At 72.1% G+C, this 23,813-nt stretch carries 22 protein-coding genes; 16 read left to right on the plus strand and 6 right to left on the minus strand.

What is annotated here, in order from left to right; translation table 11 throughout:
* Positions 1 to 18: 18 nt before the first annotated feature.
* The 9 genes from QC282_RS22925 (at position 19) to QC282_RS22965 (ending at position 11,723) form a co-directional block, all read left to right on the plus strand.
* Positions 19 to 2,133, plus strand: coding sequence for an FtsK/SpoIIIE domain-containing protein (locus QC282_RS22925; RefSeq protein ID WP_279551421.1), 2,115 nt, complete (start codon positions 19 to 21; stop codon positions 2,131 to 2,133).
* A gap of 207 nt (positions 2,134 to 2,340) precedes the next feature.
* Positions 2,341 to 2,805: a hypothetical protein gene (locus tag QC282_RS22930; protein WP_279551422.1), complete on the plus strand. Its 465-nt coding sequence runs from the start codon at positions 2,341 to 2,343 to the stop codon at positions 2,803 to 2,805.
* 87 nt (positions 2,806 to 2,892) lie between these two features.
* On the plus strand, positions 2,893 to 3,627 hold the full coding sequence (locus QC282_RS22935) for a DNA methylase (protein WP_279551423.1): 735 nt from the start codon (positions 2,893 to 2,895) through the stop codon (positions 3,625 to 3,627).
* Positions 3,624 to 4,502 carry a DNA primase gene (locus tag QC282_RS22940; RefSeq protein ID WP_279551424.1) on the plus strand — a complete coding sequence of 293 codons (879 nt, stop codon included), beginning with the start codon at positions 3,624 to 3,626 and terminating at the stop codon, positions 4,500 to 4,502. The genes QC282_RS22935 and QC282_RS22940 overlap by 4 nt, the downstream gene beginning before the upstream one ends.
* A gap of 328 nt (positions 4,503 to 4,830) precedes the next feature.
* On the plus strand, positions 4,831 to 6,279 hold the full coding sequence (locus QC282_RS22945) for a phage/plasmid primase, P4 family (protein ID WP_279551425.1): 1,449 nt from the start codon (positions 4,831 to 4,833) through the stop codon (positions 6,277 to 6,279).
* Between the two features lie 26 nt (positions 6,280 to 6,305).
* Positions 6,306 to 6,578 carry a helix-turn-helix domain-containing protein gene (locus QC282_RS22950; protein ID WP_279551426.1) on the plus strand — a complete coding sequence of 91 codons (273 nt, stop codon included), beginning with the start codon at positions 6,306 to 6,308 and terminating at the stop codon, positions 6,576 to 6,578.
* 74 nt (positions 6,579 to 6,652) lie between these two features.
* A complete protein-coding gene (locus tag QC282_RS22955) occupies positions 6,653 to 7,918 on the plus strand; it encodes a site-specific integrase (protein WP_279551427.1) in 1,266 nt (421 codons plus the stop codon).
* 319 nt (positions 7,919 to 8,237) lie between these two features.
* Positions 8,238 to 9,872 (plus strand): penicillin-binding transpeptidase domain-containing protein, encoded by a 1,635-nt coding sequence (locus QC282_RS22960; protein WP_279551428.1) that lies wholly within the window; start codon positions 8,238 to 8,240, stop codon positions 9,870 to 9,872.
* A gap of 189 nt (positions 9,873 to 10,061) precedes the next feature.
* Entirely contained in the window at positions 10,062 to 11,723 is a 1,662-nt protein-coding gene (locus tag QC282_RS22965) for a penicillin-binding transpeptidase domain-containing protein (protein ID WP_279551429.1), read from the plus strand.
* Positions 11,724 to 11,913: 190 nt separating this feature from the next.
* On the opposite strand, the gene QC282_RS22970 is transcribed toward QC282_RS22965, so the two are convergent.
* Positions 11,914 to 12,291: an SsgA family sporulation/cell division regulator gene (locus tag QC282_RS22970; RefSeq protein WP_279551430.1), complete on the minus strand. Its 378-nt coding sequence runs from the start codon at positions 12,289 to 12,291 to the stop codon at positions 11,914 to 11,916.
* Between the two features lie 179 nt (positions 12,292 to 12,470).
* Between QC282_RS22970 and QC282_RS22975 the strand changes: the two genes are divergently transcribed.
* The 7 genes from QC282_RS22975 to QC282_RS23005 all read left to right on the plus strand — a co-directional run bounded on the left by QC282_RS22975 (position 12,471) and on the right by QC282_RS23005 (position 18,843).
* A complete protein-coding gene (locus QC282_RS22975; protein ID WP_279551431.1) occupies positions 12,471 to 13,517 on the plus strand; it encodes an energy-coupling factor ABC transporter permease in 1,047 nt (348 codons plus the stop codon).
* A gap of 1 nt (position 13,518) precedes the next feature.
* Entirely contained in the window at positions 13,519 to 14,280 is a 762-nt protein-coding gene (gene cbiQ / locus QC282_RS22980) for a cobalt ECF transporter T component CbiQ (RefSeq protein WP_279551432.1), read from the plus strand.
* Entirely contained in the window at positions 14,268 to 15,026 is a 759-nt protein-coding gene (locus QC282_RS22985) for an ABC transporter ATP-binding protein (RefSeq protein WP_279551433.1), read from the plus strand. Before cbiQ ends, QC282_RS22985 begins: the two co-directional genes overlap by 13 nt.
* Entirely contained in the window at positions 15,023 to 15,499 is a 477-nt protein-coding gene (locus QC282_RS22990; RefSeq protein WP_279551434.1) for a MarR family transcriptional regulator, read from the plus strand. The genes QC282_RS22985 and QC282_RS22990 overlap by 4 nt, the downstream gene beginning before the upstream one ends.
* 143 nt (positions 15,500 to 15,642) lie before the next feature.
* A complete protein-coding gene (locus tag QC282_RS22995; protein ID WP_279551435.1) occupies positions 15,643 to 16,812 on the plus strand; it encodes a serine hydrolase in 1,170 nt (389 codons plus the stop codon).
* A gap of 133 nt (positions 16,813 to 16,945) precedes the next feature.
* The gene (locus tag QC282_RS23000; RefSeq protein WP_279551436.1) at positions 16,946 to 17,776 is read left to right on the plus strand and encodes a PP2C family protein-serine/threonine phosphatase; all 831 of its coding nucleotides are present in this window, start codon (positions 16,946 to 16,948) and stop codon (positions 17,774 to 17,776) included.
* Between the two features lie 50 nt (positions 17,777 to 17,826).
* The gene (locus QC282_RS23005) at positions 17,827 to 18,843 is read left to right on the plus strand and encodes an MASE1 domain-containing protein (RefSeq protein ID WP_279551437.1); all 1,017 of its coding nucleotides are present in this window, start codon (positions 17,827 to 17,829) and stop codon (positions 18,841 to 18,843) included.
* A 48-nt stretch (positions 18,844 to 18,891) separates the two neighbouring features.
* Here the strand turns inward: QC282_RS23005 and QC282_RS23010 are convergent, their stop codons facing one another.
* The 5 genes from QC282_RS23010 to QC282_RS23030 all read right to left on the minus strand — a co-directional run bounded on the left by QC282_RS23010 (position 18,892) and on the right by QC282_RS23030 (position 23,757).
* On the minus strand, positions 18,892 to 19,167 hold the full coding sequence (locus tag QC282_RS23010; RefSeq protein WP_279551438.1) for a DUF1876 domain-containing protein: 276 nt from the start codon (positions 19,165 to 19,167) through the stop codon (positions 18,892 to 18,894).
* Between the two features lie 87 nt (positions 19,168 to 19,254).
* Positions 19,255 to 20,100, minus strand: a complete 846-nt coding sequence (locus QC282_RS23015) for an EamA family transporter (protein WP_279551439.1) — start codon at positions 20,098 to 20,100, stop codon at positions 19,255 to 19,257.
* Positions 20,097 to 20,606: a YbaK/EbsC family protein gene (locus QC282_RS23020; protein ID WP_279551440.1), complete on the minus strand. Its 510-nt coding sequence runs from the start codon at positions 20,604 to 20,606 to the stop codon at positions 20,097 to 20,099. Before QC282_RS23020 ends, QC282_RS23015 begins: the two co-directional genes overlap by 4 nt.
* A gap of 168 nt (positions 20,607 to 20,774) precedes the next feature.
* Positions 20,775 to 23,051: an MMPL family transporter gene (locus QC282_RS23025; protein WP_279551441.1), complete on the minus strand. Its 2,277-nt coding sequence runs from the start codon at positions 23,049 to 23,051 to the stop codon at positions 20,775 to 20,777.
* 97 nt (positions 23,052 to 23,148) lie between these two features.
* On the minus strand, positions 23,149 to 23,757 hold the full coding sequence (locus QC282_RS23030) for a TetR/AcrR family transcriptional regulator (RefSeq protein ID WP_279551442.1): 609 nt from the start codon (positions 23,755 to 23,757) through the stop codon (positions 23,149 to 23,151).
* Positions 23,758 to 23,813: the final 56 nt, after the last annotated feature.

Here is a 23,813-nt window from a genome sequence, read left to right on the forward strand (position 1 = left end):
GTCAGGAGAACCCCCAGCATGACCGAGAACGTCGTCCACCTCCACAAGCCCACCGACCCGCCCGCCGAACCGGCGAACGTGACCACCCTGACCGTGGTGCCCGACGCGCCGCCGGCACCGCCGGTGCCGCTGTGGGTGCGCTCCGGCCGCGCCGTGAAGACCGCCGTCACGCACGAGCGCACCCGGTCGGCCGGCCGCGCCGTAATCCGCCATGGCCTGTACACGTTCAACGGCGGGCGGATCGTGGCCCGCCGCACCTGGGACGGCCGTACCGGCGCCCGCTACGAACGCATGCTCCGGGCAGCGGAAGCCGCGGGGAACCTGGAAGCGGCCGAAGAGTGGGAAGAGCGGCTGCAGCGCTTCCGCGAGGCGCGGCACCGCCGCCGCATGGACCTGCTGCACTCCCCGGTCGACGCGGCCAAGGGTGTGGCCGTCGGCACCGGCATGGGCATCGGCACGCTGGTCGCCCTCGGCATCGTGATGGCCATCAACACCGGCCACGTCGGCGACGTCATCACCCCACTGTCCGCAACCATCGACTTCATCGCCCTGCTCATCCGCATCGTTCAGGTGGTGTGGGGCCCGGCCCTCACCATCGGCCCGTTCCTCGCCCTGCTCGCCCTGTGGGCCGTCGGCAGCAAGCAACAGGCCGCACCCCAGTGGGCCCTGCCCGCCAACGCCCGCAACGGCGAGGGCGAGCCGATCACGCCGTCCATCGTGGTCAAGGCCCTGCGCGACCTCGGCGTCCCGGCACTGCGCAACGCCATCAAGGAGATGGGCGACGCCGGCGCGAGCATGCTCGGACCGATCACCATCGCCGGATGCGGCGTGGAAGTCGACGTCACCCTTCCCTCCGGGGTCTCCACGGTGGAGGTGCAGAACCGGCGCCGCAAGCTCGCCGAGAACCTGACCCGGCACGAGCACGAGGTGTTCATCACCATCCCGCAGGCCGCCCGCACCGTGCGGCTGTGGATCGCCGACTCGGGCGCGCTGGACGAGCCGATCGGCCCCTCGCCGCTGGTCACCGACGAGACGATGACCGCCGACTACGCCAAGGGCAAGGCACCCTGGGGCCAGGACCTGCGCGGCGACGCCGCCGCCCTGAGCCTGTATCAGCGGCACCTGCTCATCACAGGGTTGTCGAACCAGGGCAAGACCGTGGCACTGCGCTCCCTGGCCCTGTGGCTGTCGCTGGACAAGTCGGTGCAGTTCCTCATGGGCGACCTCAAGGGTGTCGGCGACTGGGCCATGTTCGACGGGCTCGCCACCACCCTGATCCAAGGCCCGACGGACGAGCACGTCATCCAGGTGACCGAGATGGTCGAGAGCGCGGTGGACGAGATGAACCGCCGCATCCAGGCCCCGCCCGGCACGCAGTTCCCGCCCCTGATCGTGCTGGTGGACGAGGCGCAGGTGGCGTTCATGTGCCCCGCCAAGGACGAGGAAAAGCGCCCCTACGGCGGGTCCAAGGCCAACTCCCGGTACTTCATGGCCGTCCGCAAGATCCACAACCAGGGACGGGCCGTGAACGTGCTGATGTGGCAGGGCACCCAGGACCCCACCAACGAGAACCTTCCCAAGCTCGTGCGCGAGGGCGCCCACACCCGCGCATCCCTCGCCCTGGGCACCGAGTCGCAGGCCCGCATGGCACTCGGGGACAAGGCCGTCGACGGCGGCGCGGCCCCCAACCTGCTGCGACCGGGCCTGGACCGGGGAACCCTGGTCGTCGCCTCCGACGGCATCACCATCCCGGCCGGACAGTCCTCCATCACGGTGCGCACGCACTACATCGATGACGACGCTGCCAAGGCCATCACCGACCGGGCCAAGGCGATGCGCGACGGCGTCACCACCCTCCACGCCATCGACCGCAAAGAGGAGCACGACGCGCTCGCCGACATCGCCGCCGTCATCGGCGACGCGCCCCGCGTCCGCACCAAGGACGTCCTCGCCCGCCTCGCCACCCGCAACCCTGGCGCGTACGGGGAGTGGTCGTTCCTCGACCTCAAGCGCGTCCTGGACGACGCCGGCGCCGGGCCGTACAAGTCCGACGGCGTGATGGTCGTCGCCCGCGACCGAGTCGCCCGCGCCCTCGCCAACCGCGACACCGAAGGTTCCGCTTCCACCGACTGACGGCAGGGAACCGACCCCACACCGGTCAGGGAGGCAGGGAGAACTCCCTCACCCCCTCCCTGACCCGCCTCCCTCCCGCTGACCTGCACAAATGATCGTCCAGGGAGTCAGGGAGGCACGCAGGTCAGACCCCCGAAACGCCCCTCCACGAGGCACCCCGAAGCGGGTGCCCCCGCCTCCCTGAACCAGCACCGGAAGGGATTCCGCATGTACTCCGAGAACACCAGCCACGCCCTGGCACAGGGGGCCGTGGAAGTCCACCACCCGACCCCGATCACGCCCGCCATCGCCGTCCCGGCGCCGGTCGTGCCGGTGCAACCGGGCCACGTTCCGGCAGTGGCGAGCATCGTCCTGCCCGACGGCCGCGTCGTCACCGGCTACGCCATCAACCCCGCCCAGCCCCAGCCGGTCGCGGTCAAGCCGCTCGTCTCCCGCACTGCGGTGAACGTCGCCCTCGGAGGCGTCGGCTTCCTCGCCGTGTGCGGCGGACTGCTGCTGCTCACCTCGTTCATCGCCGCGCTCACCGCGTTCGTCACCCAGCTCATCATCCTGGCCGCCGTCATCTTCGGCGGCTGGATCGCCGTCCAGGTGTTCAGTGCGAGCGGCCACCAGGGCGGCACCACCGTGCACATCCGCAAGGCCGTGATCAAGCGCAACCACTTCCACGGCTAGCAACGCCAAGAGCGGCCCGCGTCTCGCCAAAGCCTCGGGCCGCTCTTGTCCACCTGCCATCCAACTGACCTGTGGAGGTTCCCCAGCATGACGCAACCCGCCCTCATCCGGCGAGTGCCCGGTCACCGGCCGCGCCTGTTGGATCTCTTCTGCTGCGCCGGCGGCGCCGGGACCGGCTACGCACGCGCCGGATTCGCCGTTGACGGCTGCGACATCGTCGACCGGCCCAACTACCCCTTCCCCCGCCACCACGGCGACGCGCTGGCCTACCTCGCCGACCTGATCGCCACGGGCGGGATCCGTCGGTACGCGTTCGTGCACGCCTCCCCGCCCTGCCAGCACGGATGCGCGCTCACGGTGGGCACGAACGCCTCACAGGGCTGGGGAGGCACGCACGTCGACCTCGTGGCACCCACGCGCGAGCTGCTGGACGCCACCGGCCTGCCCTACGTCATCGAGCAGCCCAACGGCCGCGCGAAGATCCGCAAGGACCTCACCCTGCGCGGCGAGATGTTCGGCCTCGGGGTCATCCGGCACCGCAACTTCGAGTTGGGCGGCTGGACCATCGCCCGGCCGGCGCACCGCCCGCACCGGGGCCGCGTGCGCGGCTACCGGCACGGCCGGTACTACGACGGCCCCTACGTCGCCGCGTACGGCAACGGCGGCGGCAAACCGACCGTCCCGGAGCTGCAAGCGGCGATGGGCATCGACTGGACCGACGTGCGCGAGGAACTGACCGAGGCCATCCCCCCGGCCTACACCGAGCACATCGGCCGCGCCTACCTCGCCGCCCACGCCCCCGCCCTGGAGGTGGCGGCATGAGTGCGACCTCCAATCCCCTGCCCACCGCGCTGAGCCTGACAGCGTCCGGGGTGCCGGTGATGCCCCTGCGGCGGGGCAAAGTGCCGTTTGGCAACTGCCCCTCGTGTGCCGACAACGCGTGCGGCGGCCGGCCGAACATGAAGACACCGGGGCCCTGCTGCTGCCCGGCCCCATGCCACGGATGGGCCGCCGCCACCACCGACCCGGCCGTCCTCACCTCCCCGGCCTGGACGACCGCATGGCGGCGGGCCGTCGCCCTCGCATACCACCCTGGCGGCGCCGGTCTGACCGTGGTGGACCTGGACGACGCGCAAGCCATCGCCTGGGCCCGTGCCACACTGCCCGCCACCCGGACCGTGCCGACGACTCGCGGCGAACACTGGATCTACCAGGGCGCCATGCGGTCAGCCAACGCGGTCCGGCCCGGTGTGGACATCAAGTCACACATGCAGTACGCCCGCTGGCTCGGACCCGGCACCGGCCGCATGACCGACCTGCCGCCCGCCGTGCGCGCCCTGGTGGGGATGGAAGACACCACCCCGCCCCGGCGGATGGTGGTGTCTTCCGTCTCCGCGCGCACCGCCTGGGACCGCAGCGTTGCCACCGGATGCCGCCACACCGAGCGCTATGTCCGCACCGGCCTGGAACGCGGCCTCGCCCTCGTACGCGCTCGCACCGAATCGGGCGCAGGGTCACAGGCGTTCGGGGTGGCGCGGTTCCTCGCCGCCCAGCACACGCAGTGCCCCGGCCCGTGCGGGCTGGACGCGATCGGGGAAGAGATCGTGGCCGCCGCCGTCTTCGTCGGCGTCCCCGAGCCCTACGCCCGCCGCGCCGTCGCCAACGGCCTTGAGAGGGCCCCGGAGCGTGCGGCATGACCAAACCATCGGATAACCCAGCAAACGGCCCACAGGGCGCCGTGCAGGCCGCACCACAGGCCGCCGTAGGCGAGCCGAAGGGCGTCGCCCGTAAGGGCGTCCTTTCTACTCTTCGCCCTGACTCGCAGGCGGGAGACGGCCGTTACCCCGTCGCGTGGCTGCACATCCGCGCACCGCACGGGGCCACTCGGAGCGCGACATCGACGTGCCTGTGCGGCTGGCACCGCAGCGCCGCCGGCCGCAAGCGGGTCCTCGCGCTGATCACCGACCACACCGCCCACCGCGACAACTGCCCGCTCCGCAACCCCCAGGAAGGGAGGCACGCGGCATGACCAACCCCACGACCGAGACCGAGGAACTGCCGCCGCCGTCCAACCCCCTGGCCGTCGCCCGCCGCCTCCTGCCCGACTGGCAGACCGAAGACGGACACCTCGTCTGCCGACGCTGGCGGGCATCGTGGATGCGCTGGACCGGAACCTGCTGGCGCGAGCTGGACGAAGACCAGATGCGCGCGAGCATGTACGCCCGCCTCGAACACGCCGTCTACCAGGCCCCCGGCAAGGACGGACAGACCGAGGAACGCGACTGGGCACCGACGAAACAGAAGATCAGCAACCTTCTCGACGCGCTCGGAGCCATCACCCTGCTGCCCACCGACACCGACGCCCCCACCTGGATCGACGGCAGGGGCGAGCCGGACGACGGGCCGATCGTGGCCTGTGACAACGGACTGTTGCGGATTCGGGACCGCACGCTGCTCCCGCATGGGCCCGGGTTCTTCAACCTCGTCTCCGTCCCGTTCGCCTACGACCCCGCCGCGACGGCTCCGACATGGGAACGCTTCCTGGCGCAGATCTGGCCGGACGATCCGGACGCCGTCGCCGCACTTCAGGAGTGGTTCGGCTACGTCCTCTCAGGCCGCACCGATCAACAGAAGATCCTGCTCATCGTCGGGCCATCCCGCTCCGGCAAGGGCACCATCGCCCGCGTCCTCAAAGAGCTGGTCGGCAGGGAGAACCTGGCCGGCCCCACCCTGGCCGGACTGGGCACGAACTTCGGCCTGTCCACCCTGATCGGCAAGCCGCTCGCGGTCATCTCGGATGCCCGCCTGTCCGGCAACGACAACAGCCAGGTCGTGGAACGACTGCTGACCATCTCCGGCGAGGACACCATCGACATCGACCGCAAGTACCGCGCGGTGTGGACCGGCAAGCTACCCACCCGACTGGTGATCCTTTCCAACGAGCTGCCGCACTTCGGCGACTCCTCCGGCGTCATCGCCCGCCGCTTCGTGCTGCTCAACATGCGGGTGTCGTGGCTGGGCAAGGAAGACCCCACCCTCTTCGACCGGCTCACCGCCGAAATGCCCGGCATCCTCAACTGGGCACTGGAAGGACTCGCCCGCCTCCAGCGCACCCGGAGGATCACTGAACCGGCCTCCAGCCGCGAAGCGGTCACCACCATGCAGGACACCGCCTCACCCACCAGCGCGTTCATCCGCGAGCGCTGCACGACCGGACCCACGTGCAGCGTGCCCGTGGAGGCGTTGTGGGCCGTCTGGCGGGAGTGGGCCGAAGACAACGGCGTCCGCCCAGGCACGAAGCAGGTGTTCGGCCGCAACCTCCTGTCCGTAGTCCCCCAGCTCAGCCGCTCCCGCCCCCGCGACGCGGACGGCCGGCAGGTGGTCACCTACACCGGCATCACGCTGAACATGTCCGAACCACATTTGCCTGAGTCGCGACTCATCGCGTCTCAAGGCCCCTCTGAGAGCCGCTGAGTGCCGATGAGTCGCGACTCAGAGCAATGTATTTCCAACTCGTGGAGGACCAAGTGAGCGCCCCCGCCTCCGTCCAAGACGACCCCCGCGCCACCCTCCGCAGGGGACTCCCGGACCGGTACCTCACCCCCGACGACATCGCCGAGCTGTTCGAGGTGCCCATCGAAACCGTCTACCAGTGGCGCAAGAAGCGGACCGGCCCGCCCGGCTTCCGCATCGGCAAGCACCTCCGCTACGACCCCGCCGACGTACGCGCCTACGTGACCAATCGCAAGAACGCAGACGTCAACGCCGCTTAACACGCGCAAGACCGCACCAGGGAGGGCCAATCCGTGGCCCTCCCCTTCCCATACTCAGGAGGGATCGCGCCTACATGGCTGGCCACATCCAAGACCGATGGTTCAAGACCGTCAGCAGCCCGGACGGGAAGCCCGTCAAGGTCAAGACCGCGCGGCACGGAACGGGTCTGCGCTACCGCGCCCGGTACGTCGGCCCGGACGGCACCGAGAAGAGCAAGTCGTTCCGGGACAAGGAACTGCGGCTCGCCAAGCAGTGGCTCGCGCACGTCGAGGCGGACATGTCCCGCGGTCAGTATGTCGACCCCCGAGCGTCCCGGACGACGTTCCGGCAGTACGCGGAACGCTGGGTGCAGACGCACACCGGCGAGATCAACAGCCGTGAGGCCGCGGAGCGTCGGCTCCGGCTGCACGCCTACCCTCACATCGGTTCGCGCCCGCTCGGCTCCTTCAAGCCCGAGCACATCCGCGCCTGGATCGCCGCCCTCGAAGCCACAGTGCCGGCGGAATCGCACCGACGCATCATCGTGGGCACCGTTTCCGCTGCACTGAGCGCGGCGGTGGACGATGGGCTACTCAGCAAGAACCCCTGCCGCGCCCGCACGGTGCAGCTCCCCAAACTCGGCAAACCGCGGGTCGTCCCGTGGACGACAGAGCAGGTCTTCGGAGTGCGCGCCGCCCTACCCCGCCGCTACCAGGCCGCCGTGGATGTCGGAGCAGGCTGTGGGCTGCGGCAGGGCGAGATCTTCGGTTTGGCCATTGACGAACTCGACTTCGAGAGCGGATGGCTGGCCGTGGGCCACCAGCTCAAGCGGATTCGGGGCAAGTACGTTTTCGCTCTGCCCAAAGGCGGCAAGGTCCGGGACGTGCCGCTTCCCAAGGCTGTGGCGACCGTGCTCCGGGACCACTCCAAGAAATGCGAACCGATCGACGTGACGCTTCCTTGGCGTACGCCGGACGGCCCTCTCGTGACCAAGCGGCTCATCTTCAGTGGAGTCGAGGGCAACCACGTACGCGTGAGCGTCTTCAACGATCACCATTGGAAGCCCGCTCTGGCCGCCGCCGGCATCATCCCCGAAGCGAAGGCGGGTGAGCGCTATGCGTCGGCTCGCGAGCACGGGATGCACGCGCTCAGGCACTTCTACGCGTCCGTCCTGCTGGACGCCGGCGAGAGCATCCGGGCCCTGAGTTCGTACCTCGGTCACGCCGACCCGGGGTTCACGCTACGGACCTACACGCACCTCATGCCGAGCAGCGAGGGCCGCACCCGGAAGGCGGTCGACAGCCTCTATCTGGGGTCGAATCCTCAAGATCACGGCCCAGAGACGGCCCAAGCCGCCTGAGACGGTCCCGGCCAGAGGAAAACGCCCTGGTCGGGGCCCCACGGGGCCGGATCGCGCAGACTTCATCTACTTCTGGCCCCTCTACACGGGCCAGGCCATCCCGATCGACGACTGGCGGGCGCGGATGTGGCTGGACACCTGGGTCTGACGGCGCCCGTCGGGACGTGCCGCGGGGTTCGGCCGGAAAGCGGTCTCTGTTCGGTCAATGTCGGGGGCACGTACCCCGTTCCGGCGCTCCTTGTGCCTAGAGTGCTCACAAGGGCGCCTTTCTGAACGTGTTCAAGAAGGCGTGGGGGAGGGGCGACGGGGGGAGCGCGTCATGCGCAGGGGGGTCAGGACCGGTCTGGTCGGCGGGGTGCTCGCGGTGATGGTGGGCGGCGCCGGGTACGGCACGTACAACATCGTGACCGCGCTGAGCGGCGATGGCGGTGGCGGCGGCGCGAGGACCGCGTCGGCGAAGTCCGGGACGCCGGGCCCGGACGAGGTCGGGGAGACGACCGAGAAGTTCTTCACGGCCTGGGAGAACGGCGACGCGGTGACCGCCGCGTCCTACACGAACAACGACGGCGCCGCCGAACCGCTGCTCACCGCCTTCGGCGAGGACGCGCGCATCACCGGCGTACGGATCACGCCGGGCAAGGTGAGCGGGACGACCGTGCCGTTCACGGTGAAGGCCAAGGTGTCCCACGGCGGCACGTCCGAGCCGCTGTCGTACCGCAGCGAGCTGACCGTCGTGCGCGGGGTCACCACGGGGCGGGCGCTGGTCGACTGGGAGCCGTCCGTCGTCCATCCGGAGCTGAAGGAGGGCGACACGCTCGTGACGGAGGAGTCGGCCGATCCGCCGATCGAGGCCGTCGACCGGGCGGGCGCCGTGCTGACGAAGGAGAAGTACCCGTCGCTCGGCCCCGTCCTCGACCAGCTGCGCGCCCGGTACGGCGACAAGGCGGGCGGCGAGCCCGCCGTCGAGCTGGCGGTCCGGCACGCCGCCGACGGCACCCCGGACACTCCGCTGCTGACCCTCGCCGAGGGTGAGCCCGGCAGGCTGCGCACGACGATCAGCGCGCGCGTGCAGGCGGCGGCCGAGAAGGCGGTGCGCGGCCACGACGACTCGTCCGTGGTGGCCGTCAAGCCCAGCACCGGCGAGGTCCTGGCCGTCGCGAACCACCGCGGGGACGGCTTCAACGCGGCGTTCCAGGGCCAGGTCGCGCCCGGCTCCACCATGAAGATCATCACCGCCGCGATGCTCATCGACAACGGCGTGACCTCGATGAACGGCCCGGCGCCCTGCCCCGACAGGGCGACCTGGCAGAGCCAGACCTTCGAGAACCTCACGGGCATGCCGCCCAACGGGAACGCGACCCTCGCCAACAGCTTCCTGCGGTCCTGCAACACCGCCTTCGTCAAGCTGGTCGACGAGAAGCCGCTCACCGACGCCTCCCTCACGGCCGAGGCCGAGGAGCGCTTCGGGCTCGGCCGCGACGACTGGCAGACCGGCATCGCGTCCTTCGACGGCCGCGTCCCGGCGTCCGGCGGCCCCGACCGCGCCGCGAACGCCATCGGCCAGGGCCAGGTCCAGATGAGCCCGCTGAACATGGCGTCCGTGACGGCGACCGCCATCACCGGCGCCTTCCGCCAGCCCTATCTGGTGTCGCCCGACCTCGACGGCCGCCGCCTCGCCACCGCCAAGGGCCTGCCGGGCGGCACCGCGGCCCAGCTGAAGCAGATGATGCGGCTCACCGCCACGCAGGGCACGGCCGCCGGGATCATGTCGGGTCTCGGCGGTGACATCGGCGCCAAGACCGGCTCCGCCGAGGTCGACGGGCAGGAGGCTCCCAACAGCTGGTTCACCGGCTTCCGCGGCGACGTCGCGGCGGCGGCGATGTCCGAGAAGGGCGGCCACGGCGGCGACGCGGCGGGCCCGATCGTGCGCGCCGTCCTGGCGGCGGGCGGCTGATCGGCAGCGCGGTCAACGGGCCGTCGCGCCGGGCGCCCGCCGTCCCGCCCACGGCGACGCGGGCGGGACCCCGCGCGACAGGCGGGAATGTGACGACAGGCCCTAGGGTGGTCGCCGTCGTTGGACGGCTGGGCCGACGGGCAGCGGGCACCAGGCGGGCACCAGGGGTCGTACGAAGGACGGACAGCAGTGGGCAACAGAAGACGCGTCGCCGAGCGGCGGTCCTCGCGGTACAGGCAGTACCTGAGGCGGCCGGCCGTGCTCGGGGGTGCCATCGCGGTGGTGGTCGTCGGCGCGGGAGCCGGCGGCTACGCGGTGTGGGCGGCGGACGGCGAGCAGACGGTGGTCAGGACGTTCAAGCCGGGCCCGCTGTCGACGCAGGAGGTCACCACCGCCGCTCAGCGTTTCCTCACCGCCTGGCAGGACGGCAGGGTGACCGAGGCGGCCGGCGCCACCGACGACCCCGCGGCGGCCGGCGCGATGCTCACCTCGTTCGCCAAGGACGCCCGCGTGAAGGACGCGGCGTTCACCGTGGGCCGGCCCACCGGCGCGAAGATCCCGTTCAAGGTCAAGGGCACGGTGTCGTACGAGGACACCAGCAAGCCGCTCGGGTACGACAGCGCGCTCACCGTCGTCCGCGCCGAGAACGACCGGCCGGTCGTGGACTGGCACGCCTCCGTCGTCCACCCCGATCTGAAGGACGGCGACAAGCTGGTCACCGGCGAGGCGGGCACCCCGCCGGTGAAGGCGCTCGACCGGGACGGCGGCGAACTGACCACCAAGAAGTACCCCTCGCTCGGCACGGTCCTGGACGGACTGCGCGAGAAGTACGGCGAGACCGCCGGCGGCACGGCGGGCGTCGAGCTGCGCGTGGAGCGCGGCAAGGCGTCCAAGGCCGCCGAACTGGCCGACAGGACGCTGCTGGAACTGAGCGAGGGCACGCCGGGCACGGTGAAGACCACGCTCAGCCCGGACCTCCAGGCGGCGGCGGAGAAGGAGGTCGCCGAGCGCAAGCGGGCCTCGGTGGCCGTGGTGCGGCCGTCGACGGGCGAGATCCTGGCCGTGGCGAACTCCTCGCACGGCTTCAACGTCGCCTTCCAGGGCTCCCTGGCGCCCGGCTCGACGATGAAGGTCATCACGTCGTCGCTGCTGATCGAGAAGGGCCTGGCGTCGGCGGACAAGAAGCACCCGTGCCCGAAGTACTTCAGCTACGGCGGCTGGAAGTTCCAGAACGACGACAAGTTCGAGATCAAGGACGGCACGTTCACGGCGAGCTTCGCGCGCTCCTGCAACACCGCCTTCATCAGCCAGGCCCCGAAGCTGGAGAACGACGACCTGACGAAGCAGGCCCAGGAGGTCTTCGGCCTGGGGCGCAACGACTGGGCGATCGGGGTGCCCACGTTCGACGGAGCGGTGCCGGTGCAGTCGGCGGCGCCGATGGCCGCGTCCCTGATCGGCCAGGGCGGGGTCCGCATGAACCCGCTGAACATGGCCTCGGTGTCGGCGACCGTGCAGTCCGGCACGTTCCGCCAGCCGTACCTGGTGTCACCCGACGTCGACAACCGCGAACTCGCCACGGCCTCGCGCAAACTGTCCGACGGCACGCTGAAGCAGCTGCGCGCACTGATGTCGTACACGGCGTCGTACGGCACGGCCGCTGAGGCGATGGCGGGGATCAGCGGCGGCGCCGCCAAGACCGGCTCGGCGGAGGTCGACGGCCAGAAGAAGCCGAACGGCTGGTTCACCGCGTACCGGGGGGACCTGGCCGCGGCGGGCGTCGTCCAGCAGGGCGGGCACGGCGGCGAGACGGCGGGCCCGCTCGTCGCGGCACTGCTGAAGGCGGGCGGCTGACTGCGGGCGGCGAACGGCGGGCGGCTGACGGCGAACGGCGGGCGGCCAACGGCGGGCGGCCAACGGCGGGCGGCTGACGGCGAACGGCTCACGTCGGGCGGCTGACGGCCGACGCCGCCCGGCCGTGGCGCCGCCCCTGGGCGTGAACCCGCCCGGGACATGACGCCGGCTGTTCGGCCGGACACGCTGTTCAGCCGGACACGCTGTGCGCCGGTTCCGCGGCCGCCGTGTAGGTGCGCCGCAGGAACCGCAGCAGCGTCTTCGTCTCGAACTGCACCACCGAGCACCCCTGCGCCGAGTGGAACTCGACGACGGCCTGCACGCGCCCGCACGGCCACACCCGTACCGAGCCGCTCTCCGCGGGGGCGCGCAGCCCCTGTTCGAGCAGGGACCGGGAGAAGGTCCACTCGCGGGAGCCGGGTCCGGGCGGCAGCCCCACACGGACGGCGCGGGGGTCTTCCTCGGGGTCGTAGCGCAGCGCCACGCGGACGGCGCCGCGCTCCTCGTCCACACGGTCGTCGGCGTCCGTGACGATGTGGGCTCGTGCGTACTGTTCGACTACCGACATCGGACGGCCCCTTACGCTGTGCTACCTCTGTGGAAAGCTCTGCACCCCGCCCTTACCCAATGTCCCATATTTCCCGGATCATGCCTTCCCGTGCGGAACACCTCACCGCTTCGACGGCGGCTCGTTGACAAGGCCCTCGCTCTTGCAAGAGGTTCGCAACAAGCCACTATCATCGAACAGTGCATGTGCCTGACGGATTCATAGACGCCCCCACCTCCGCCGCGACCGGTCTCGTCGCCGCCGGTGCCGTCGCCGTGAGCCTGCGCGGTGCCCGCCGTGAGCTCGACGAACGGACGGCGCCGCTCGCGGGCCTCGTGGCGGCGTTCATCTTCGCGGTGCAGATGCTGAACTTCCCCGTCGCCGCGGGAACCAGCGGCCACCTGCTCGGCGGCGCGCTCGCGGCGATCCTCGTCGGCCCCTTCACGGGGGTGCTGTGCGTCTCCGTGGTCCTGCTGATGCAGGGCATCCTCTTCGCGGACGGCGGTCTGACCGCGCTCGGCGTGAACATCACGGACATGGCCATCGTGACGACGGTCGTCGCGTACGCCCTGTTCCGCGGCCTGGTCAAGGTGCTGCCCCGGGGCCGCCGGTCGGTGACCGCCGCCTCCTTCGTCGCCGCCCTCGTCTCCGTGCCGGCCTCCGCCCTGGCCTTCACGCTGATCTACGCCGTCGGCGGCACCACCGACGTGTCGATCGGCAAGGTCGCCACCGCGATGATCGGCGTGCACGTCCTCATCGGCATCGGCGAGGCCGCGATCACCGCGCTGACCGTGGGCGCCGTCGTCGCCGTGCGCCCGGACCTCGTGCACGGCGCGCGCGACCTGCGGCAGAAGCTCAAGCTGCGGGTGAACGGCGAGCTCGTGGACGCGCCGGACGCCGAGCCGGTGCCCGTGGCGGCCCGCACCTCGCGCCGCACGTTCTGGATCGCCGGGCTCGTGACCTCCCTGGTCCTCGCCGGATTCGTCAGCTTCTACGCCTCCGCCGACCCGGACGGCCTGGAGAAGGTCGCCGCCGACCAGGGCTTCGACAAGGGCGCCGAGGAGCACGCCGCCGCCGACTCGCCGCTCGCGGACTACGGCGTGAGGGACGTCGAGGACGCCCGGCTGTCCGGCGGCCTGGCGGGCGTGATCGGCGTGGGTGTGACGGTCGTGGCCGGAAGCGGTGTGTTCTGGGCGGTCCGCAGGCGCCGCACGGCCGACACCTCGCCCACGAACACCGGGCTCTGACATGGGCGCCGGGCACGCCCACAAGCTCTACCGGCACGGGCACTCGCCCGTGCACGCGCTGCCGCCGCACACCAAACTGGCCGCGGTGTTCGCCTTCGTGGTGATCGTGGTGTCGACGCCGCGGGAGGCGATGTGGGCGTTCGGGCTGTACGCCGTGCTCCTCGCGGGCGTCGCGTACGCGGCGCGCGTGCCCGCCGCCTTCCTGCTCAAGCGGCTGCTGATCGAGGTGCCGTTCGTGGCGTTCGCGGTGCTCATGCCGTTCGTCGCGGAGGGCGAGCGCGTCGGCGTCCTCGGGCTGTCGCTGAGCGTGAACGGCCTGTGGGGCGCCTGGAACGTGCTCGCCAAGGGCACCCTCGGCGTCGCCGCCTCCGTCCTGCTGGCCGCCACCACCGAACTGCGCGAACTGCTCCTGGGCCTGCAACGCCTCAAGCTGCCCCCGCTGCTCGTGCAGATCGCGTCCTTCATGATCCGCTACGGCGACGTCATCGCCGACGAGATGCGGCGCATGCGCATCGCCCGCGAGTCCCGCGGCTTCGAGGCGAGCGGCCCGCGCCACTGGGGCGTCCTCGGGAAGTCGGCGGGCGCCCTGTTCATCCGCTCCTACGAACGCGGCGAGCGCGTGCACCTCGCCATGATCAGCCGCGGCTACGCCGGTTCGATGCCGGTGATCGACGAGGTGACCGCGTCCCGGGCGCAGTGGTCGTACGCCCTCGCCCTGCCCTCGGCCGCCCTCGTCGTCCGTCTGCTGGGATGGGTCCTGTGACACCTTCACTGGAAGTGGCCTCGCTGGCCTTCGCGTATCCCGACGGGCACCAGGCGCTGTTCGGCGTGGACTTCACCGTCGCGCGCGGCGAGCGGGTCGCGCTGCTCGGCCCGAACGGCGCCGGCAAGACGACCCTCGTGCTGCACCTCAACGGCATCCTGACCGGCGGCACGGGCACGGTGAAGGTCGCCGGGCTGCCGGTCGGCAAGCAGCACATGGCGGAGATCAGGCGCCGGGTCGGCATCGTCTTCCAGGACCCCGACGACCAGTTGTTCATGCCGACCGTGCGGGAGGACGTGGCGTTCGGACCGGCGGCGGCCGGGCTGAAGGGCCCGGAGCTGGAGGCGCGCGTCGACCGGGCGCTGTCGCAGGTCGGGATGGCACAGTTCAAGGACCGGCCGCCGCACCACCTGTCGTTCGGGCAGCGGCGCCGGGTGGCCGTGGCGACCGTGCTCGCGATGGAGCCGGAGATCCTCGTCCTGGACGAGCCGTCGTCCAACCTCGACCCGGCCTCCCGGCGCGAACTGGCCGACATCCTGCGCTCGCTGGACGTGACGGTGCTCATGGTCACGCACGACCTGCCGTACGCCCTGGAGCTGTGCCCGCGCTCCCTGATCCTGAGCGACGGCGTGATCGCGGCGGACGGCCGGACGGCCGATCTGCTCGCCGACGACGAGCTGATGCGCGCCAACCGGCTGGAGCTGCCGTTCGGATTCGACCCGCGGTCCGTGACAATGGGCGCGTGACGGACGAGGACGAGGGCATCCGGGGCGACGAGGGCTCGCTGCTGCTGGACGACCAGCTGTGTTTCGCGCTGTACGCGGCGCAGCGCGCGGTGACGGCCGCGTACCGCCCGCTCCTCGACGGTCTGGGGCTGACCTACCCGCAGTACCTGGCGCTGCTGGTGCTGTGGGAGCGCGGCGAGACCACGGTGAAGGACCTGGCCGCCGCGCTGCGCCTCGACTACGGCACGGTGTCGCCGCTGCTGAAGCGGCTGGAGGGCGCGGGTCTGGTGCGCCGGGAGCGGGCCGCGCACGACGAGCGCTCGGTGCTGGTCGCGTGCACCGGGCGCGGCGAGGAGCTGCGCGAGCGTGCGGCGCGGGTGCCGGGCGCGCTGCTCGCGGCGACCGGCGTCGGGGGCGGTGAGGTGGCGAGGCTGCGCGGGGAGCTGTGGCGGCTCGCCGAGCGGGCCGGGTCGGCGGCCGGCCGCGCCCGCTGATCACGGTTGGTCCTGGCCCCGCACGCCCCGGCAACATCGGCATAACGATCGCACGCGGGCTGCCGGACCCAGGAATCGCAGGCGGACGGGCGGTGTTCCACGCACTGTCGCAGGCGGTTGGCCCATCGGAAGGGATGCGGGACGTGGACGTGCACGGCACAGTGGCCGAGGGCTTCGAGCCGGTCGGGGAAGCGTTCGCGCGGAACTTCGAGGCGCTCGGGGACCGGGGCGCGGCCGTCGCCGTCTACCGCGACGGGCGCAGGGTCGTCGACCTGTGGGGCGGCACCAGGGACGTCGACGGCACCGAGCCGTGGCAGCGGGGCACCGCCCAGGTCGTGCGCTCCGCGACGAAGGGCGTCGCCGCCGCCGTACTCCTGCTGCTGCACCAGCGCGGGGAGCTGGACCTGGACGCGCCGGTCGGCGAGTACTGGCCTCGGTTCAAGGCGCACGGCAAGGACGGGGTCCTGGTGCGGCACGTGCTGAACCACCGGGCCGGGCTGCCCGTGCTCGACCGGCCGCTCACGCCCGCCGAGGCGCTGGACCCGCTGCGCGGCCCGGAGGCGGTCGCCGCGCAGGCACCCGCGTGGGAGCCGGGCACCGACCACGGCTACCACGCGCTGACGTACGGCTGGATGCTCGACGAACTGGTGCGGCGCGTGACCGGCCGGGGCACCGGCGAGTGGATCGCCGCCGAGATCGCCGCGCCGCTGGACCTGGACCTGTGGCTGGGGCTGCCCGCCGCGGAGGAGGCGGCGGGCCGCGCGGGCCGGGTCGGACGCGCCGAGGCGCCCGAGCCGGCCTCCGGGGTGCTGCGCGCCCGTCCCCGGCGCGCGGTCACCGAGGCCTACGAGGACCCGGACTCCCTCACCCGCCGCGCCTTCGCCGCGATCACGCCGTGCCCCGACCAGAACGACCCGGCGTACCGCGCGTCGGCCCTGCCCGCGACGAACGGCATCGCCACGGCCGACGGCCTGGCCCGCTTCTACGCCGCGCTGATCGGCGAGGTCGACGGGGTGCGGCTGTTCGACCCGGCCACGCTCGCACTGGCCCGTGCCGAGGAGTCGTCGGGACCCGACCGGGTCCTCGTCGTCAACACTCGCTTCGGCCTCGGCTACATGCTGCACGGCGGCGCCTCCCCCTTCCTCGGCCCCGGCTCCTTCGGGCACCCGGGCCGCGGCGGCGCCCTCGGCTTCGCCGACCCGGAGACGGGCATCGCCTTCGGCTATGTCACCAACGGCTTCCGCAAGACCGTGACGGCGGACCCGCGGGCGCAGGCGCTGGTCCGGGCGGTGCGGGCGTCCCTCGACCGGTAGCGGCGCCCCGGCAGCCGACCCGGGCCCGCCCGCGGCCCCGGGTGGCCGGCCGGGATCCGGTTACGATCGAACGGTCGGACAAAAGCCCCATACCGGTCTATTTCAGGCGGTCCCCATCACTTCGGAGCAATCGATGTCCCGCAGGCGTCAGATGGACGACGGCGACGAGTTGCTGGCCAGACTCGGTTCGCTGACGGCCCAGGCGCGCGAGCAGGCGGAGCGGCAGCGCTCCCGGGTGGAACTCGCCATCGCCCTGCAACGCGGCATGCTCCCCGGCGAGATGCCCACCGTGCCCGGCTTCCACCTGGCCATGCGGTACTCCCCCGCCTTCTCCGGGCTCAACGTGGGCGGCGACTGGTACGACGCCTTCCTGCTGCCCGACGGCCGCATCGGGCTCTCCGTCGGCGACGTCCAGGGCCACACCATCGACGCCGCGGCCTTCATGGGGCAGGTCCGCGTCGGCCTGCGGGCGCTCGCCTCCGTCACGAGCGAGCCCGGCGAGCTCCTCACCCGCACCAACGACCTGCTCATATCGCTGGGCGGCGACCTCTTCGCCACCTGCACGTTCATGCGCCTCGACCCGGTCAGCGGAGTACTGGAGAGCGCGCGGGCCGGGCACACCCCCAGCGTGTGGGCCACGGCCGACGGCAAGTCCGGCGTCTCCGACGACGAGGGGGGCCCGCCCCTGGGCGTCCTCGCGGGCATCACGTACCCGGTCACCCGGTACCGGCTGACCACGGGCGGAGTCTTCGTCCTGCTGACCGACGGGGTGGTCGAGGGCCCCGCCCTGAGCATCGACGAAGGGCTGGACCAGGTCATGCGCCTGGCCGGCATAGCCGCCGTGGCCGGTCTGACGGCGGACTCGCTGGCCGCCGCCGTCATCAAGAACGCCGAGCGCGTCGGACACGAGGACGACGCCGCCGTGCTGGTGGTGGCGCACGACGGGCGAAAGGTTCAGCCGTAGGGCGGGACGCGGACCCTCCCGCCTCGCCGTCCCGGCACCGCCGGTGTCTGATGACTGCTGTGGCGGGCATTCGAGCTTGGCCGCGGCCGGTCGTCCTCGCCCTGGAGACCCTGGCCGTCTCGGCCTCCTACTACGCGACGGGGCGGCTGGGCCTGCTGCGGCAGTTGTCGGTCGAGGACGCCGTCGTCACCCCCGTCTGGCCGCCCACCGGACTGGCCGTCGCCTGCCTGCTGGTCCTCGGCCTGCGCGCGGTGCCCGGCATCGTGCTCGGCGCCCTCTTCGTGATCATGTCGATCACGTCGATCACGTCGCTGACTCCCGGCGTGGTCGTCACCCTGTTCGGCAACACCGCCGGCCCGGTCTGCGCCCTGTTCCTGCTGCGCCGCGCGGACTTCCGCACCGACCTCAGCCGGCTCCGGGACGGCCTCGCGCTGGTCTTCCTGGCGGCGCTGGCCAGCATGCTGATCAGCGCGTCCATCGGCGTCGGCGCCCTCATTCACGCGGGCAAGCTCGACACGGACAGCTTCTGGCCGGTCTGGCTGGCCTGGTGGGTGGGCGACGCGATGGGCGTCGTCATCGTCACGCCCCTGCTCCTGCTGCTCACGCGGGTGCGGTGGCCCCCCGCACGGCCCCGGCGCTGGGTGCAGGCCGTGGCGCTGACCGTCATCACCGGCGCCCTGGTGTGGCTGGCGACGCACAGTCCCGTGAGCCTGCTGTACCTGGTGTTCCCGCTGCTGGTCTGGGGAGCCCTGAGCTTCGAGCACGCGGGCAGCATGCTGTGCGCCCTGTTCGCCTCCGTCATGGCGTCGATCGCGGCCACGGACCGGGCCGGCCCCTTCAGAGGGCTGACCGACGTCGAGGTGATGATGAAGCTCCAGGCCTTCAACGGGTCCATGGCGCTCACCGCGCTGCTGCTGTCGGCCGTGATCACCGAGCAGCGCAACACCAGGCGGTCCGTGGAGCGGGCCTGTCAGGAACTGGTCGAGGTGCTGGAGCACCTGACCGGGACGACGCCGCCCCGCAGCGCCCACGAACGGCTGCCCGACGAGGACGGGCAACGACGCTGAGCCTGCCGGACGGACCCGCCGCGAGGCCGGGCGGGGTGCGCGGCAGGCTCACACGTGGATCGGGTGGGACGTCCGCCCGGACGCCCTGTCGATCTCGTCGTGCGCCTTGGTCAGCAACCGCATGGCCAGCTCGTTGAGCGCCCTCGCACCGGCGATCTCCTCCCCGACCCGTGGCTGATTGGTGTCGGAGTTGTGCCGGCTGGCGTGCCCGTGCGCCCGTATCTCGCTCCCGTCGGGCAGCCGGACCATGGCGGCGGCGCGCGTGTGCTGGTCGTCCTCCTGGAATTCCAGCTCGACATGCCATCCCACTGCGGTGTGCATCATGACGGTCACCTCCGGATTGCCTAGTTCCAGGGTGCTCCTCGGGACAGGCGAACGCACGGCTGCCGACGCGGGGGACTCGGCCGCCCGCTAGCCGGTGTGCAGCATCAGCCCGATCCCGACGACGACCAGCGCGGCGGCGGCGATCCTGGGCGCCCCGAACCGCTCCTTGAAGAAGACCGCCCCGATCGCCGCGCCCACGATGATCGACGTCTCGCGCAGCGCGGCGACCGGCGCGAGTTCGGCCCTGGTCTGCGCCCAGAGCACGAGGGCGTACGCGGCGACGGACAGCACGGCGCCGAACAGCCCCAGCCCGGCGGCCGGCCGCAGCACGGCACCGGTCCGCCCGCGCCAGCGCCACAGGGCGTACGCCGGGACGAGCGAGCCCTGGACCGCCATGAGCCAGGCGATGTAGCCGAGGGAGGACCCGGAGGCGCGCACGCCCAGTCCGTCGACGACGGTGTACGCGGCGATGGTCAGCCCGGTCGCCAGCGCCGCCCCGATCGCCGCCCAGTCCGGCCGCTGTCCGCGCAGCCCCCACAGGGCGACGCCGGTCAGCCCCGCGCAGGACACCACGACGCCGGCGGCGGCCCACCCGTCGGGCACCTCGTGCGCGAACACGGCGGCCAGCACCGTGACGACCAGGGGCGCGGTGCCCCGCGCGATCGGATAGGCCTGCCCGAAGTCGCCCAGCCGGAAGGACGTCATCAGCAGCAGGTAGTACGCCAGGTGGATCGCGGCCGAGGCGAGGAGGTACGGCCACGCCCCGGCCGCCGGGAACGCCACGAACGGCGCCAGCGCCAGCCCGATGACCAGTCCGCCGCCGGAGATCAGCGTGAACCCGACGAGCTTGTCGGTGATCCGGTGGGCGATGGCGTTCCAGCCGGCGTGCGTCACCGCCGCGAGCAGGACGGCCGCGGTGACCAGCGGTGTCACGCGGTGCGCTCGCGCACGTCCACCACAGTGCCGCCCGCGTGGGCGACCAGCGTCTCGGGGTCCATCGGGAAGACGGCGTGCGGATTTCCGGCGGCGGCCCAGACGACGTCGTGCTCCAGCAGCCCGCGGTCGGCCAGCACCCGCGTCCTCGTCAGGTGTCCGAAGGGCGGCACCCCGCCGATGGCGTACCCGGTGGTCTCGCGTACGGCCCGGGCGTCGGCCCGGGTGACGTTCTGGGCGCCGAGCGCCTCCCGGACCAGGCCGAGGTCGACGCGTGAGGCGCCGTCCATCAGCACCAGCACGGGCACGCCGTCCGCCGCGAAGATCAGGGACTTGCAGATCTGGCTCAGCTCGCATCCGATCGCGGCGGCCGCCTCGGCGGCGGTCCGCGTCGCCTCGGGAAACCGCCGGATCCGCCCGTTGACCTCGTCGAGCCCCAGCTCCCGGAGGGCCTCGGCGAAGCGGGGGTGGGCGGCGGCGGTCTCGGTCCTGTCACTCGTGGTCATGCCCGGCACGGTAGCCGCGGCCGGCGAGCCGGTGCCAACGAGTTACCAAGTGGCCGTGGGGTGCGGCAACGGGCCGTACGGACCGGGGTCCGGCTCCGGAAAAGGGGAAGCCGGTGAGGGCCTGCCCGTCCCCACGGGGCCCTCACCGGCTGGTCTTGACGGGTGCCGTCAGACGCGGACCATGCCGCGGTCCTCGTCGGCGTCGCCCGCGCGCCCGCGCTCCCCGGCGGTGCGCAGGCCCTCGCCCTCGACGTCCACGTTGGGCAGGGCGCGGTCCAGCCACTTCGGCAGCCACCAGGCCTTCTTGCCCAGCAGCGCCAGCACCGCCGGGACGAGCGCCATGCGGACCACGAACGCGTCGAAGAACACCGCGATCGCGAGGCCGAAGCCGATCATCTTGACCATGGACTCGCTGGAGCCGATGAAGCCGGCGAACACCGCCATCATGATGACGGCCGCCGCCGTGACGACCCGCGCCCCGTGCTGGAAACCGGTCACGACCGCCTGGCTCGGCTTCTCGCCGTGGACGTACGCCTCCCGCATCCGGGTCACGAGGAACACCTCGTAGTCCATCGCGAGGCCGAAGACCACGCCGACCATGAAGATCGGCATCATCGACATGACGGGGCCGGTCTCCTCGACGCCCAGCAGGCCGGCGAGCCAGCCCCACTGGAAGACCGCGACGACGGCGCCGAGCGCGGCGAGCACGCTGAGCAGGAAGCCGACGGCCGCCTTCAGCGGGACCAGGACCGAGCGGAAGACCACGATCAGCAGGAGGAAGGCGAGGCCCACCACCAGCGCCAGGTACGGCAGCAGCGCGTCGTTCAGCTTCTGGCTCACGTCGATGTTCATCGCCGTCGAGCCGGTCACCAGCACGTCGGCCTCCGTGCCGGCCTCGATGCCGGTGCCGGCGTCACGGATGGCGTGCACCAGTTCCTCGGTGGTCGCCGAGGACGGCTTGGCGTCGGGCACGACGGTGATCGTCGCCGTGTCGCCGGCCTTGTTCGGGGCGGGCGGGGTCACCGTGACGACGTCCTTCAGACCCTTGATCTCGTCGGAGACCTCGGTGAAGGCCGCCTGCGCGTCGTCGCTCGCCCTGGCGTCCACCACGACCATGAGCGGGCCGTTGAACCCGGCGCCGAAGCCCTCCGACAGCAGGTCGTACGCCCGGCGCTGCGTCGTGGACGTCGGCTGCGAGCCGTCGTCGGGCAGACCCAGCTCCAGGGAGGTCGCCGGGACGGCCGCGGCACCGAGGCCGAGCACGCCCAGCAGCAGGACGGCGACGGGACGGCGTACGACGAATCCGGCCCAGCGGGTGCCCAGGTTCGGCTTGGCGGGGCCGGCCCCGGCGCCCGGCGCGGCGGGCTCGCCCCCGGGCGCCGCCTTCGCCGCGGCCCTGTCCGCCCGGCCGCCGCCCAGCAGCCTGCTCTTGCGGCCGGCCGGCATGACCCGGCGTCCGGCGTAGCCCAGCAGCGCCGGGATCATCGTCAGCGCGATGAGGACGGCGATGACGACCGTCCCGGCGGCGGCGACGCCCATCTTGGTGAGCATCGGGATGTTGACGACCGCGAGACCGACCAGCGCGATGACGACGGTCAGGCCGGCGAAGACCACCGCCGAGCCCGCGGTGCCGACGGCCCGGCCGGCCGCCTCCTCCCGCTCGCGGCCCTCGGCCAGTTCGGCCCGGTAGCGGGAGACGATGAACAGGGCGTAGTCGATGCCGACGGCGAGGCCGATCATCATGGCCAGCGTCGAGGTGGTGGTGCCCAGGTCCAGCGCGTTGGCCAGGGCGGTGATCGTCGAGACGCCGATGCCGACGCCGATCAGCGCGGTGAGCAGCGGCAGCCCGGCGGCGACCAGCGAGCCGAAGGTGACGACGAGGACGACCGCGGCGACCGCGATGCCGATGATCTCCGTGGAGCCGGTCTCGGGCACGGTCTGGAGCGCGTCGCCGCCGATCTCGACGGTGAGCCCGGCCTCACGCGCGTCCTGCGCGGCCTCCTCAAGGGCTTCCTTGGAGGCGTCCTGGAGCTCCATGCCGGAGACCTTGTAGCTGACGGAGGCGTAGGCGATCGTGCCGTCCTTGCTCACCGCCCGGCCCTGGTAGGGGTCGGCGACGGAGGCGACCTCGGAGCCGGCGCCGAGTTCCTCGACGGCCTTCCGGACGGTCGCCTTGTTGTCGGCGTCGGTCATCTTCTCGCCGTCGGGCGCCTTGAAGACGACGCGCGCGGTCGCTCCGTCGGCGCTCATGCCGGGGAAGCGTTCCTCCAGCAGGTCGAAGGCCTTCTGGGCCTCGGTGCCGGGGATCGAGAAGGAGGACGAGCCCGCTGCGGGGGCGCTCGCCGCGCCGGCGCCCGCGAGCGTCAGCAGGGCCACCCAGATCAGGGCGACGAAGTGCCGTCGCCGGAAGGCGAGTCGGCCGAGTTTGTAGAGGAACGTGGCCACGAGGGCTTCTCCCGGTCAGTCGTGGGGTTCTTCTGGGCAGGGGTGTTCGGCCCGACGACGTGAGCGGTGGCGTCAGGTGGTGGCTGACGTGGGGACGTCAGCGAGGGGTCTTGGCGGGAACGCCGAGGGCGGGGAGGACCACGGCGTCGATGTACGAGGTGAGGAAGTCCTGCGTGGGCGGCCGGTCCTCGATCAGCGCGCGCGTGGCGAACGCGCCGAGCATCATGTGCACCACGAATTCCCGCGCGGGGTTGTCCGCCGGGACCTCGCCCCGGTCGACGGCCCGCCGCAGCATGCGGCGGAACTCGTCCAGCTCCGGCTCGATGAGCAGTTCCTTGAACGCCTGGAGCAGGTCGGGGTTGTTGTGCACCGCCATGACCAGACCCCGCATCAGCGCGGAGTTCCGCTCCATGGCGCAGTCGTCCTCGCGGGTCACGAGCGCGTACAGGTCGCCCCGCAGGGACCCGGTGTCGATGTCGCCGGCGCGGCCCGGCTTGCTGTGCCGGATCGCCCTGGCGACCAGCTCGGGCTTGCCGCCCCACTGCCGGTAGAGCGTCGCCTTGCTGGACCGGGTGCGGGCCGCCACGGCGTCCATGGTCAGGGCGTCGTAGCCGACCTCGCGGAGCAGGTCGAGCACGGCCTCGTACAGCTCGGCCTCGCGCTCGGGAGTGATCCGGCTGCGACGCGGCGCTGCGAGTCCGGCCATCTCCACTCACCCCTTCGCCGCTCGGTCCCGTCCGGATGCCTCCCGGAACGAGACGG

Origin of the sequence: Streptomyces sp. DH24, assembly GCF_029813775.1 — a bacterium.
Lineage (GTDB): Bacteria > Actinomycetota > Actinomycetes > Streptomycetales > Streptomycetaceae > Streptomyces.

Bases quoted from the DNA above. Each gene is read 5' to 3' on its own strand.
- QC282_RS22925 (WP_279551421.1), top strand. From the start codon at position 19: ATGACCGAGAACGTCGTCCACCTCCACAAGCCCACCGACCCGCCCGCC.
- QC282_RS22930 (WP_279551422.1), top strand. From the start codon at position 2,341: ATGTACTCCGAGAACACCAGCCACGCCCTGGCACAGGGGGCCGTGGAA.
- QC282_RS22935 (WP_279551423.1), top strand. From the start codon at position 2,893: ATGACGCAACCCGCCCTCATCCGGCGAGTGCCCGGTCACCGGCCGCGC.
- QC282_RS22940 (WP_279551424.1), top strand. From the start codon at position 3,624: ATGAGTGCGACCTCCAATCCCCTGCCCACCGCGCTGAGCCTGACAGCG.
- QC282_RS22945 (WP_279551425.1), top strand. From the start codon at position 4,831: ATGACCAACCCCACGACCGAGACCGAGGAACTGCCGCCGCCGTCCAAC.
- QC282_RS22950 (WP_279551426.1), top strand. From the start codon at position 6,306: ATGTATTTCCAACTCGTGGAGGACCAAGTGAGCGCCCCCGCCTCCGTC.
- QC282_RS22955 (WP_279551427.1), top strand. From the start codon at position 6,653: ATGGCTGGCCACATCCAAGACCGATGGTTCAAGACCGTCAGCAGCCCG.
- QC282_RS22960 (WP_279551428.1), top strand. From the start codon at position 8,238: ATGCGCAGGGGGGTCAGGACCGGTCTGGTCGGCGGGGTGCTCGCGGTG.
- QC282_RS22970 (WP_279551430.1), bottom strand. From the start codon at position 12,291: ATGTCGGTAGTCGAACAGTACGCACGAGCCCACATCGTCACGGACGCC.
- cbiQ (WP_279551432.1), top strand. From the start codon at position 13,519: ATGGGCGCCGGGCACGCCCACAAGCTCTACCGGCACGGGCACTCGCCC.
- QC282_RS22985 (WP_279551433.1), top strand. From the start codon at position 14,268: ATGGGTCCTGTGACACCTTCACTGGAAGTGGCCTCGCTGGCCTTCGCG.
- QC282_RS23000 (WP_279551436.1), top strand. From the start codon at position 16,946: ATGTCCCGCAGGCGTCAGATGGACGACGGCGACGAGTTGCTGGCCAGA.
- QC282_RS23005 (WP_279551437.1), top strand. From the start codon at position 17,827: ATGACTGCTGTGGCGGGCATTCGAGCTTGGCCGCGGCCGGTCGTCCTC.
- QC282_RS23010 (WP_279551438.1), bottom strand. From the start codon at position 19,167: ATGATGCACACCGCAGTGGGATGGCATGTCGAGCTGGAATTCCAGGAG.
- QC282_RS23020 (WP_279551440.1), bottom strand. From the start codon at position 20,606: ATGACCACGAGTGACAGGACCGAGACCGCCGCCGCCCACCCCCGCTTC.
- QC282_RS23030 (WP_279551442.1), bottom strand. From the start codon at position 23,757: ATGGCCGGACTCGCAGCGCCGCGTCGCAGCCGGATCACTCCCGAGCGC.